Source organism: Pedobacter hartonius (assembly GCF_900107535.1).
GTDB lineage: Bacteria > Bacteroidota > Bacteroidia > Sphingobacteriales > Sphingobacteriaceae > Pedobacter > Pedobacter hartonius.
This window is the reverse complement of sequence record NZ_FNRA01000007.1, coordinates 217,936-230,788: the sequence shown is the minus strand read 5'-3', so window position 1 is coordinate 230,788 and position 12,853 is coordinate 217,936. Positions and strand designations below refer to the sequence as shown.

10 protein-coding genes and 1 tRNA gene are annotated in these 12,853 nt (G+C 42.3%); 7 read left to right on the top strand and 4 right to left on the bottom strand.

Going from position 1 to position 12,853, the window contains the following annotated elements:
- The first annotated feature begins 6 nt into the window (after window positions 1-6).
- From BLW16_RS14120 to eutC, 4 genes are all read left to right on the top strand, one after another.
- Window positions 7-1,635 carry a SusD/RagB family nutrient-binding outer membrane lipoprotein gene (locus BLW16_RS14120; protein ID WP_090557673.1) on the top strand — a complete coding sequence of 543 codons (1,629 nt, stop codon included), beginning with the start codon at window positions 7-9 and terminating at the stop codon, window positions 1,633-1,635.
- Window positions 1,636-1,795: 160 nt separating this feature from the next.
- A complete protein-coding gene (eat, locus tag BLW16_RS14115; RefSeq protein WP_090557671.1) occupies window positions 1,796-3,148 on the top strand; it encodes an ethanolamine permease in 1,353 nt (450 codons plus the stop codon).
- A 2-nt stretch (window positions 3,149-3,150) separates the two neighbouring features.
- On the top strand, window positions 3,151-4,527 hold the full coding sequence (locus BLW16_RS14110) for an ethanolamine ammonia-lyase subunit EutB (protein ID WP_090557669.1): 1,377 nt from the start codon (window positions 3,151-3,153) through the stop codon (window positions 4,525-4,527).
- A gap of 16 nt (window positions 4,528-4,543) precedes the next feature.
- The gene (eutC, locus tag BLW16_RS14105; RefSeq protein ID WP_090557667.1) at window positions 4,544-5,299 is read left to right on the top strand and encodes an ethanolamine ammonia-lyase subunit EutC; all 756 of its coding nucleotides are present in this window, start codon (window positions 4,544-4,546) and stop codon (window positions 5,297-5,299) included.
- Window positions 5,300-5,438: 139 nt separating this feature from the next.
- On the opposite strand, the gene BLW16_RS14100 is transcribed toward eutC, so the two are convergent.
- The 4 genes from BLW16_RS14100 to BLW16_RS14085 form a co-directional block, all read right to left on the bottom strand.
- Window positions 5,439-7,658, bottom strand: coding sequence for a glycoside hydrolase family 31 protein (locus BLW16_RS14100; protein ID WP_175470580.1), 2,220 nt, complete (start codon window positions 7,656-7,658; stop codon window positions 5,439-5,441).
- A 627-nt stretch (window positions 7,659-8,285) separates the two neighbouring features.
- Window positions 8,286-8,373 (bottom strand) — tRNA-Ser (locus tag BLW16_RS14095).
- Window positions 8,374-8,418: 45 nt separating this feature from the next.
- The gene (pyk, locus tag BLW16_RS14090; RefSeq protein WP_090557663.1) at window positions 8,419-9,849 is read right to left on the bottom strand and encodes a pyruvate kinase; all 1,431 of its coding nucleotides are present in this window, start codon (window positions 9,847-9,849) and stop codon (window positions 8,419-8,421) included.
- 140 nt (window positions 9,850-9,989) lie between these two features.
- Window positions 9,990-10,409 carry an IPExxxVDY family protein gene (locus BLW16_RS14085; RefSeq protein ID WP_090557661.1) on the bottom strand — a complete coding sequence of 140 codons (420 nt, stop codon included), beginning with the start codon at window positions 10,407-10,409 and terminating at the stop codon, window positions 9,990-9,992.
- Window positions 10,410-10,570: 161 nt separating this feature from the next.
- On the opposite strand from BLW16_RS14085, the gene BLW16_RS14080 reads away from it, so the two are divergent.
- Genes BLW16_RS14080 through rnc form a run of 3 tightly spaced genes read left to right on the top strand, consistent with a single transcriptional unit; the run spans window position 10,571 to window position 12,847 of the window.
- Window positions 10,571-10,807: an acyl carrier protein gene (locus BLW16_RS14080; RefSeq protein ID WP_008508386.1), complete on the top strand. Its 237-nt coding sequence runs from the start codon at window positions 10,571-10,573 to the stop codon at window positions 10,805-10,807.
- A 29-nt stretch (window positions 10,808-10,836) separates the two neighbouring features.
- Window positions 10,837-12,090 carry a beta-ketoacyl-ACP synthase II gene (gene fabF / locus BLW16_RS14075; protein ID WP_090557659.1) on the top strand — a complete coding sequence of 418 codons (1,254 nt, stop codon included), beginning with the start codon at window positions 10,837-10,839 and terminating at the stop codon, window positions 12,088-12,090.
- A gap of 28 nt (window positions 12,091-12,118) precedes the next feature.
- Window positions 12,119-12,847 carry a ribonuclease III gene (rnc, locus tag BLW16_RS14070; protein WP_175470579.1) on the top strand — a complete coding sequence of 243 codons (729 nt, stop codon included), beginning with the start codon at window positions 12,119-12,121 and terminating at the stop codon, window positions 12,845-12,847.
- Window positions 12,848-12,853 lie beyond the last annotated feature (6 nt).

Here is a 12,853-nt window from a genome sequence, read left to right as displayed (position 1 = left end):
AAAACAATGAAAACAAATCATAACCCAGATAAATATCACAACTGGAAACCATATTTCATGGTACTTTGCCTGCTGGCAACATTGGGATTAAATAGTTGTACAAAAGATTTCGAAGAATATAATGTGGATCAAACCAAGATCCGGGATCAGGACGTAAAAGTCCCAACGGTGTTTATTCCTATTGAACAGCAAATATTCACCAGTTACCAGATTGCGCAGAACCTGAACGCTGATGCCTATGCAGGTTATTCAACGCCTCCTCAAACTTTTGGAAGATCATTGTACAATATGAATTACGTATTTGTGGACGGCTGGAACCAGTCAGCATTTAACGACATTTACACAAAAATTATTGGCCCCATCAAAAATAAACTGGGTGCTATTGGAGTTAAGGCCTCGCTGCCTGATTTTTGGGCCATTGCTTTGATCATAGAAGTTGAAGCGATAGACAGAGTGACGGATAAATTTGGACCTGCACCTTACAGTAAGGTCGGTTCATCCCTAACAACGATCCCTTATGACAGTCAGCAGAGCATTTATGAGCAAATGTTTTTACAATTGGATACTGCCACTTCAAGTTTAGCAACTTATATCGCTGCTAATCCGGGCAAAAAACCTTTTGTAAATTCAGATGTAGTGTTTGGAGGTGATTATGGCCAATGGCTAAAACTGGCTAATTCACTGAGGCTGCGCCTTGCCATGCATATTGTAAAAGTTGATCCTACAACAGCAAAAGCACAGGCTGAGAAAGCAATGAGCGCCACTGGCGGGTTACTTTCGGCAGAAGGTGATGTTGCTGCTATTGCGGGAAGCGGACAAAACGATTACTACGTAATTACGGCAAGCTATACCGACAATTCAATGAGCGCATCCATACAGTCATATATGGTAGGCTACAAAGATCCCAGGATTTCTAAATACTTCCTCCCTGTAAATACAGATGCAACTAAACCCGGCCCTCTTGCCGCACAGTATGCAGGGCAGTATATCGGTATCCGTATTGGATCAGACGTTAAAGCTAAACCTGCTTATTCTGGTTATTCAGTGTATAATTATGAAAGCACTTTTACTGCTACAGCACCTCAGGTAATTATGACCGCAGCAGAAGCATGGTTTTTAAAAGCTGAGGCAGCTCTCAGGGGGTGGACCGGCGCAGGCGATGCACAGACAAATTACGAGACCGGGATTGCAAGATCCATGTCGCAATATGGTGTAAGCTCATCTGCAGCAACATATATCGCTGATGCAACAAGTAAACCGACAGCTTATGTAGATCCTCAGGCAGCAGTGAATAACTCACCCGCATTATCAAATGTTACTATAAAATGGGATGCTGGTGCGACTAACGAAGTTAAATTAGAACGCATCATTACCCAAAAATGGCTGGCAATGTTTCCTGAAGGACAGGAAGCATGGACCGAATTCCGCAGAACTGGATATCCGAAATTATTCCCTGTTGTAAATAACAACAGTAACGGAACTATTGATACACAGATTCAGGTGCGCCGCTTACCTTACCCAATTAATGAATATTCCGTAAACGCAGAAGGCGTGAAAAGCGGAGTATCACTTCTGGGTGGCTCCGACAACGGTGGTACGCGGTTATGGTGGGATGTAAATAAAGGCAATTTCTAAAATAAATTCAATTTATTGTATGATACAAAAAGAGGATGTTTTTAAAACATCCTCTTTTGTTATAAACAAGCGGTTTTATTCGCTACAGTCAGCAAAACATGTAAATAATTTCATTATATTCCAGTGTTTCTTTTTTGATTTACCTTAAAACCCGGATTTAATGACCATACCAACAGCAGAAACATTAAAAAGAACATTAAAACCCATTCATTTATGGGCAATTGCGGTTGGCCTGGTGATATCAGGAGAATATTTCGGCTGGAATTACGGTTGGGGAGTGTCAGGAACCATCGGTTTTCTGATTGCAACACTGATCGTAACAGTAATGTATGTTACTTTTATCTTCAGTTATACCGAACTTACTACCGCTATCCCCCATGCAGGTGGTGCATTTGCCTACAGCTACCGTGCCATGGGGCCCTTCGGCGGACTGATTGCTGGTTACGCCACACTGATTGACTTTCTGCTTGCCACGCCGGCCATTGCATTTGCACTGGGCAGCTACCTCCATTTTCTTTATCCCTCAGTCCCGGCATTACAATCGGCCTTGTTTTTCAATGTGGTATTCATCATCATCAATATCTCAGGCATAAAGGAATCCGCAGCATTTTCTATTTTCATTACTATCCTTGCCGTAGGCGAACTTCTCTTATTCATGGGCATCATCGCCCCTCATTTTAAAACAGCAAACTACCTCAGCAACCCTATGCCTTTTGGCTGGAAAGGGATATTTGCCGCTTTACCTTATGCGGTGTGGTTCTACCTGGCCATAGAAGGTGTGGCCATGGTGGCAGAAGAAGTGAAAGACCCGGAGAAAAATATTCCGAAAGGATATATCTCAGGTTTGGCCACACTGATGTTCCTGGCCCTGGGCGTAATGGTCCTTACGGGAGGGATTACCGACTGGCGGACGCTCAGCGCAATTGACTACCCTCTTCCGGAAGCCATCTCTATAGTGCTGGGGAAAAACAACAGTTTAACAAAGATCTTTGCAAGCATCGGGCTGTTTGGCCTGATCGCCTCCTTCAACGGAACCATCCTGGCTTCATCAAGACAGATCTTTGCTATGGCAAGGAGCGGTTACCTGCCACAGGGACTGGCAAAGATCAACCACAGGTTTAAAACACCACACTGGTCTGTTATAGCCGGCGGATTTGTGAGTTTTGCCGCACTATTCACGGGCACTACAAGCCAGGTGATCATATTGTCCGTTTTAGGAGCGATAGTGATGTATATGATGAGCATGGTCAGCCTGTTCATCCTCAGGAGTAAAGAGCCTGAACTCAGGCGCCCGTTTAGATCTCCCTTTTATCCGGGATTTCCGGCCATCGCCTTGTTGTTATGCACGGTCTGCCTCTTTGCGATTATTTACTATAACATTATGCTCACCTGTGTTTTTTTCGCAGGACTGGCCATTGCATTGACAGTGTTTATGCTTAGCGGAAAACATAAACAAAAAATTAATGACGATATCATGCTTGAAAAGGCCGTGATACCGGTATCAGGACAATAATTATGGCTTATCAGCACACTATACACCAGCACGTATACCGGTTCAGGGATCTGAAAGATCTCTTGGCCAAAGCATCTCTATTACGAAGCGGGGACGTACTGGCCGGAATCAGTGCCGCGGGTTATGAAGAACGTGTTGCCGCACAGATCACATTGGCAGATGTTCCCTTAAAGAACTTCCTCAGCGAAACTGTAGTTCCTTATGAAGACGATGAAATTACACGACTGATACTGGACAGCCATGACAGGGAAGCATTCAGCCTGATCGGGCGTTTTACCGTAGGCGAACTCCGGGACTGGCTGTTAACTGAACAGGCGGGCACCGAGGTGTTACAGGGACTTAAAATGGCACTCACGCCTGAAATGGCTGCGGCAGTATCTAAGCTGATGAGAAACCAGGACCTCATCACCGTTGCAAAGAAATGTGAGGTAATTACCCGCTTTCGTAATACGATTGGTTTAAAAGGCCGATTCTCGACCCGCTTGCAGCCTAACCATCCGACTGACGATCCGAAAGGGATCGCTGCGAGCATTATCGACGGGTTATTGTACGGCAGCGGTGATGCCGTAATTGGGATTAACCCCGCAACAGACAGTCCCGCCGTAGTGGCGAACCTGCTCAACCTGATAGACACGATACGCCAGCAGTTTGATATTCCCGCACAATCATGCGTATTGAGTCATATTACCACAACAATAGAACTGATTAACGCCGGTGCCGCTGTTGACCTCTGCTTTCAGTCCATTGCCGGCACGCAGCAGGCCAATACCAGTTTTGGTGTTAACCTGTCGCTGCTTGACGAAGCTTATGATGCTACGCTGTCCTTAAACCGTGGAACGATCGGCCAGAATGTAATGTATTTTGAAACAGGTCAGGGCAGTGCTTTATCGGCCAATGCACACCAGGGTGTAGACCAGCAGACCTGTGAGGCCAGGGCCTATGCCGTAGCAAGAAGATATCAGCCCCTGCTGGTAAATACAGTGGTTGGCTTTATCGGCCCTGAATATCTGTATGACGGAAAACAGATCATCCGGGCGGCATTGGAAGATCATTTCTGCGGTAAACTGATGGGTTTGCCCATGGGTGTTGATGTATGTTATACAAACCACGCTGAGGCCGACCAGGATGATATGGATAACCTGCTGACATTATTGGGTGTAGCCGGATGTAATTTTATAATGGGCATTCCCGGTTCAGACGATATTATGCTCAATTATCAGTCCACCTCCTTCCATGATGCCCTCTATATCAGGAAAGTCCTTGGGTTAAGACCAGCTCCTGAATTTGAAGACTGGCTGATCAGGCAGGGAATAACAGATGAGAAGGGAAAGATCACGCATAATCAGCTGACGGGTAAACTCATCGCTCACCTGTTCTAACCTAAACCCTGCTATTATGAAAAATACGCCGGTAAAGATCTCCGATTCATGGGAATCATTAAAAGAATTCACAGCTGCCCGTATAGCATTAGGGCGGGTTGGCGACAGTATTCCTTTAAGTGAATCCCTGGCGTTCAAACTTGCACACGCGCATGCCCGGGACGCTGTATATTCCGAATTGAACCGCGAGGCCCTGCTAACCGGACTCGCAGATTTCCATCTTCCACTGATAGAGATCCGCAGCAAGGCGGAAAACCGCAACCAGTACCTTCAGCGGCCCGACTTAGGAAGAACACCCGATGAAAGCTCCCTTAAAACTTTAAAGGACCATGCCTCTGCCTTTGATATATCTATCATCCTGGCCGATGGCCTGTCGGCCCATGCCATCAATTCAAATGTTATCCCATTGCTGAAAGTATTGCTTCCATTGCTAAGGGAGGCTGGCTATAAACTGGCGCCCTTATGCCTGACACAACAGGCACGTGTAGCTTTATCTGACCATATTGCAAACGGACTGGGAGCAACACTGGCCCTTATCCTGATCGGGGAACGCCCCGGCCTGACTGCTGCGGACAGCATTGGTGCGTATTTAACCTATCAGCCACGACCGGGCCTTACCGATGAATCACGAAACTGCGTTTCCAATATCAGGCCGCGGGGCCTGCCATTTGAAGCTGCCGCTAAAAAGGTCTTCTACCTGGTTCAGGAAGCTTTCAAAAGAAAACTTTCCGGAACGGGATTGAAAGACAATGCCGGATTTTTAGGCGGTTAATACAGTAGAACCCTTAAACGCTGGCGAAATCATAAGATTATTCTTCAGCATCTGTTCTTTATAGAATTAACTTAATCAAAGGCGGCCAAAAAACCGCCTTTGAATACGGCTGATCATTCCGGTTCGGATTTTCTCACCGTTATTTCTCCCGGACACTGATCATTCCGGGTTTTGTTAGCTTACGGATAGTCAATTCCTTTCTGGTATCATCATACGTGTACTGGTCTTCTTTTATGATGGCGCCATCCATTGATACAGCAAGAGGCCTGGCCTCCAAATTGACAATAATATTCCATGTTCTTTGTTTTACCATATTTTCAAAGGTCCCAATGGTCTTCCCGATTTCAATTATACTGGCAATTTCTGCCTTTTTTGTGGTAATATGGGTTGTGGAATAGTTGCCTTTCTCATAGTCGAAAGTGATACCGTCATCTTCGTATAAATCAAAAGATGTTTCTTTCTGATCCGGAAATACATACAAAGTGATTTCATCCAACGGCTTTTCTCCTCTATACTGCATCATCTGTCCCATCGGTATGATAGACCCTGAATTGACATAGAGAGCGCCTCCCTTATCCTCAGGCCAGGAAATATCTTTCTGCTGAGATCCTTCAATGATCTGGCCGGTCCAGTAATCTTTCCATCTTCCCGCGGGGAAATACATATCCTTTTTATAGATACCCACCATAAGACCAGGCCCCAGCAGATACTGATGAAGGTTCTCACGGCAGTTTTTATCCTCCGGGTAGGCAATTGTAAGAGGCTCCAATAGCGGCAGCCCTGTTTTAGTTGACATCCTCGCGGATGAATACAAATAGGGGAATAATCTGGACCGCAGCTCAGCATAATCCCTGTGTATGGATGTCAGTTCACTGCCCTGCACCCAGGGCATTTTGAAATAGGCCCAACTGCAGATTTCGCTAAAAGGCAATAAATAGCCATAATGGATGCCTTCCTTAGTACTCACTTCCATGTCTACAGTAGACCAGCTTCCTCCCACTATCGAAGTATTTAAAATACCCCCCAGCGTAGCCAGCTCTCCTCCGGTATCCCCGGTCCAGGTGGCCGAAAAAGCCTGAAAGCCAGTCCAGCCTGCGGGTGTGAGTGCTGCCGGACGACGGTTTGTTTTTGCCTTGAAGCCGTCATACATCTGCTGGGAATAAAGAATCGGATAGAGATTATGCATCTCCTTATCTTTCATTCCATTGCCCCATAAGCGATCCGGATGAAATTCCATTTGTACAGCTGCATCCTGCTTAAAGAAATCGACTCCCTGATCTACAAATTTTTCCAGATGGTGAAACCAGGGCGTATCGATCAGGGTTACTGTATCAGCATACACAATGCCACTTAAATGGTCATCCTGAAATATGGGAGGAGTTGCATTTGCCTTAGCAGCATCTTTCAGGGAGTCAGAATTAACTTTTATTCCGGCCCTTCTTCCGGCTTGCCTTTCCGCCTCATAACTCAGATCATAATTGCTGCAAAGCCATAATTCAAGTTTAAAGCCCATTTTTTTCAATGCGGGCACAAAGGAAGGGGGTCTGGCATCGTTAAACCAGAAAGGATGAGGAAAACGCTTGGAGCTCCATTTTTTCTTCGTGGAATAATCATATCTGCGTTCCATCCATCCTGGCTCCAGCCCGATGACGTCACAAGGAATTTTTTCCTGTCTGAAACTATAGGCGGCATTAACAGCCTCCATATCATCTGCCTGGTCACGACAGATAAACCATAAGCCAAACGCCCACTGCGGCGGAAGTTTGGGTCTGCCAGTTAAGGATGTATATGAATTGATGAGTTGTTTAAAGTCTTTTCCTACGATAACGTAATAATCAACAGTACCACTCTGATTCTTCCAGTTGTAGGAATTAGGTTTTGTTTTACACATATCGAAAATAGTCCGATACGTAGTATTTACTAATATCCCCACGCCCTTCGTTGACATAAAATAGGGAACAGGAATATAGGTTGACGTCTTGTAACGGACATCGCAATCGGCCATGTATCCTCTATGATAGAGATGCGTTCTGGACTGATCTCCGAATCCAATCCAGTCTTCCTCTTTATCTGCCTTAAAAACAGCCTCCGTAATCCCTTTTTCAAAGGAAGCACCCGACTGATCCAACAGTACTTTAGTACCATCAGTGTTTGTAACGTGAATATTCCCTGTTACATAGTTAACCTTCACCTGCATATCGGCTGTTTTTGCAGAATATCCCTGGGCGGCAGCGGAAATCTGCGGTTTGAAACCCTCTGAGTCGGGCCTGGTAATAAATCCGTAGCGGTTAAGCCCTGAATTTTGAAACTCGCCCCTTTCAGGAACAATAGAAATTCTCAGGATATTACTGGATATCATCTGAATACGTATGCGCGAGGTTTTGTTGTAGCTATGTTCTGTTATATTTCTACCGTTATCCTGAGCTTGCGCTTGCGTCAAAAACCCAAACAGTAACAGCATTAAACAATAGTATTTTTTCGTTTTAAACCTTCTCATTTTTCCTTTCATAATGTTTTTACTGTGTTTATGTAGGAATTAATTTGCTGGGTTGTTGAACGGCCGAACTGAATATGCCTTTCCTGATACGATAAAGTATTTGTCCTGTTTTTCCATACGTGTTTTATTTAGTTGAAATGTTTTTTATTCTGTGGTTTCTACATGGTTTATGATCTGATTCGGATGTCTGGATTAGATGATCCTAACAATACACTGTGTCCGCACACGAATATAATAATTTAAATTGTGTGCGCGCACATGATTTAAATTTGTTTGAAGATTATTTGATTCCAGCGAATGGGAATGTCTCGAATTCGTACTTTTCTTTTGCTTAAGACAATTTGTAAGCAAATGCGTAATTGTGGATATTTGTGATTTTATCCGCAGTGGGATATTTGGATTTTAGGTAATGAGCGGGAGGTATATAAACAAAAAAAACGCTTTAAACATACGTTTAAAGCGTTTTTGTAAGATATACTTTGTTAACCGCGGAGAGAGAGGGATTCGAACCCTCGATACCCTTTTGAGGTATACACACTTTCCAGGCGTGCTCCTTCAACCACTCGGACACCTCTCCAATCAGGGTTGCAAAAGTAGTATTTTTTTTGATTTTTAAAGTATATTAATCAATAACAGTAACTTTTACCATGTTTGTCCTGCCTTTGCTTTCCATAGGAATTGCTGCAGTATTGATTAAAATGTCCCCCTTCTTGATCAGTTTCATTTTTACTAACTGGTCATTTACATCTAAAATGGTTTCGTCAGTACTTTCAAACTTATCATAATAGAATGCCTGAACACCCCATACCAGCGCCAAAGTATTAATGAGTTGCTGGTTATTTGTAAAGATATAAGTAAGTGCTTTTGGCCTGTGGCTTGAGATTTCAAAAGCAGTATAACCACTCACGGTCATCGAAACAATACCTACTGCATTCGTTTGCTTTGCTAAAAAGCAAGCTGAATCACAAACAGCATCACTTAAGAAAGTCTCAGATTTAGGTTTAAGGAATTTATCTACATTGAACGGATAATTGTTCGTTTCAATGTTCTGAATGATTTTTTGCATGGTTTCAATAACGATCAGAGGAAACTCTCCAACAGATGTTTCACCGCTTAGCATCACTGCATCTGCACCATCCAATACTGAATTAGCAACATCATTTACCTCAGCGCGTGTTGGCCTTGGTGTAGTGATCATACTTTCCAGCATTTGTGTAGCGATAATTACAGGCTTAGAAGCTGCAATACATTTCTGAACGATCATTTTCTGAAGCAACGGAACTTCTTCCATTGGCATTTCAACACCAAGATCTCCGCGGGCAACCATAATACCGTCAGAAACAGCAATGATTTCATCTATATTAGCGATAGCTTCAGGTTTTTCAATTTTAGCAATAACCCTTGCGTGTTTACCTCTTGCCTTGATAATATCTTTCAGTTCAACAATATCCGCTGCGTTACGAACGAATGAAAGACCGATCCAGTCCACGTCATTTTCCAGAACAAACTCAAGGTTTTTGCGGTCTTCTACTGTTAAAGAAGGAATAGAAACCTTAGTATTTGGTAAGTTCACACCTTTTCTTGAGGTAAGGATACCACCGTGAACAACTTCGCAAACTACTTCATCCTCAAGGTTGGTTTCAATCACCCTCATTTGCAGTTTTCCATCATCCAAAAGGATAATTTCTCCTGGTTTTACGTCCTTTGGAAAGGTAGTATAAGTGATATAAATACGCTCTTCATTACCAATACATTCTTTAGTGGTAATAATGGTACGGGCACCATTAACCAATTGTATTCCACCGTCTTTAACCATTCCGATCCTGATTTTAGGACCCTGAAGGTCGGCCAAAATCCCGACGTTGTAGTTGTATTTTTTGTTGATTGAACGAATGGTGTCCAGGACTTCCTGATGGTCTGCCTGTGAACCGTGTGAGAAGTTAAGTCGGCAGACGTCTAATCCGGCATTAAACATGCTGTATAAAACATCTGGTTTTGCCGAGGCTGGACCTAGCGTGGCTACAATTTTTGTTCTGGAATGAAAGGGTTTCATCTGAATTACTTTTATTTGTTACTGACCAACAAAATGGGGGTTTTATATGAAAAAACCAATGTTAGTCCGGTTATTTATGTTATTTAACTAATAATATAAGCTTCAAATATAGTGTATTTAATACACCTTGTATATAAAATTTACATTATCAAATTCTCTTTTGATTTGAGTTTCAGGGGGTCAATCTGCGCAGCAACCTGAATATCAGGCAGTTTGTTAAGTCCTATTAAAATATAATTCAAATCTTCTTTATCAATGTAAGCATGAATGATCATAAAATAATCCACTTTACTCATTTCCGGAATCAAAAACCCTTCGCTGTTTCGGTTGTTAAGAATGAAATATTCGTTATCACCCTGTTCCAAATAAAAATAATATTTGGAAAAAGCGAGCGGGGGCTCGTCGACATTGAAGTATACCTCGTGGTCATCAACTTTTTCAAAGTTTAAATTAAGCCTTGTATTGATCTGGTGGCAGAACACGTAATCCTTCAGAGATGCAGTGATTGCTATCAGGACAAAATCAAGATCTAAGGAAAGTTTTAAATAGGTTTTGTTCAAAGTAGACGAATAAGATTTTAGGATACGAAATTATAAAACTAATTTTGTTTTTCAGTTTGGAATAAAAACATTAAAATTGACAGAGAAATAAAAACATTTGAAATGTGTCAGAATTTATTTTTCTTTGCACTGAATTATTTAACCCATTAAATTATAACATTATGTCTGATATTGCTTCAAGAGTTAAGGCTATTATCGTTGAAAAATTAGGTGTGGATGAGAGCGAGGTTACCCCAGAAGCTTCTTTCACTAATGACCTAGGTGCGGATTCTTTGGATACTGTAGAACTTATCATGGAATTCGAAAAAGAATTCAATGTAGCGATTCCTGATGACCAAGCTGAGACTATCGGCACAGTTGGTCAAGCAATTGCTTATCTAGAGAAAAACGTAAAGTAAAACATACGGTCTCCGTATAATCCGTATAAATGGAATTAAAAAGAGTAGTAGTTACAGGTTTAGGTGCGCTCACTCCAATTGGCAATACTATCCCAGAATTCTGGGATAATTTGTTAAATGGAGTGAGCGGCGCTGCGCCTATTACAGGTTTTGACACAGAAAAGTTCAAGACAAAATTTGCATGTGAGCTTAAAAACTTCAATGTCGAAGACTTTCTGGAGAAAAAAGAAGCACGCAAATTAGATCCATTTGTTCAGTATGCTATGGTGTCAACAGATGAGGCCGTTAAAGATGCAGGATTTGATTTCACTCAATTGGACACAAATCGCATCGGTGTAATCTGGGGTTCCGGTATTGGTGGTATAAAAACGTTTTTAGAGGAAATGAGGAACTTTTTTGCAGGCGATGGAACTCCCCGCATTAATCCGTTCTTTATTCCTAAAATGATTATTGATATTGTTACCGGTCATATTTCCATCAAATATGGCCTGCGAGGTCCTAATTTTGCTACGGTATCAGCCTGTGCTTCATCTACTAATGCGATGATTGATGCTTACAATTACATCCGCCTTGATATGGCAGATGTAATCATTACCGGAGGATCAGAAGCTATTATTAATGAGGCTGGTATTGGAGGATTTAATGCAATGCATGCACTTTCTACACGCAATGACGATCCTTCAACTGCTTCCAGGCCCTTTGATAAAGACAGAGATGGATTTGTTGCAGGTGAGGGTGCAGGAACGATTATTCTGGAAGAATTAGAACATGCAAAAGCACGCGGTGCTAAAATTTATGCTGAATTAGTTGGTGGTGGAATGAGTGCAGATGCAAATCATATCACAGCTCCGCATCCTCAGGGATTAGGTGCCAGGATGGTGATGACCAATGCACTAAAAGATGCAGGAATGAGTACTGCTGACATTGATTATATCAACGTCCATGGTACGTCTACCCCTCTTGGAGATATCAGTGAAACAAAGGCGATTGTAGATTTATTTGGTGAAGATGCTTACAAATTAAATATCAGCTCGACGAAATCAATGACTGGTCACCTTTTGGGTGCTGCCGGTGCAGTTGAGGCCATCGCTTCTATTTTATCTGTACAGAACGACATCGTTCCCCCTACAATTAACCATTTCACAGATGATCCTGACTTCGATCCAAAGTTGAATTTCACATTCAATACTTCGCAAAAACGTTTAGTACGTGCGGCATTAAGTAATACTTTTGGTTTTGGTGGGCACAATGCATCAGTCATTTTCAAAAAGTACGAAGAGTAAACGTTACAAATCGATTTTATAAAATTTAATGCCCTTATTTGACCTATATAAACTTCATTTATCTCCGGATAAAGAGTTTATAAAAAAGCTGCGAAATATGTTAGGCTTTGTGCCTGGAAATACCATTCTGTATAAAATGGCGTTCAGGCACCGGTCTGTGGCTAAAGTTTTGAAAAATGGAAGCCGTAGCAGCAACGAAAGACTTGAATTTTTGGGCGATGCCATTCTGGGTTCGGTTATTGCTGAATTACTCTTTAAACATTATCCCTACAAAGAAGAAGGTTTTCTTACAGAGATGCGTTCCAAAATTGTGAACAGGGCTAATTTAAACCAGCTTGCACGCAAGATGGGATTTGACCAGCTCATCATTTTCGATCAGAAAATGGTAAATGCACAAACCAAACATCATTCGATGTTAGGAGATGCCTTCGAAGCACTTATCGGCGCAGTATATCTGGATAAAGGATATAACTTCACTAAAGAGTTGTTGCTAAAACGTATTGTTAAGCCTTATATCGACATTCATACCCTTGAACTCACAGAAACGAATTTCAAAAGTAAACTGATAGAATGGTGTCAGCGCCATGCGAAGGATATTACATTTGATATGATCCAGAATGGTGAGGGTGAAAGTGCAAAGCTATTCACGATACAGGCAGTTATTGAAGGCGAAAGTTATGGTATCGGAAGAGATTATAACAAGAAAAATGCAGAAAAGCAGGCGGCAGAAAAGGCCTGTGAAGCATTATCCATCTAGTACAGA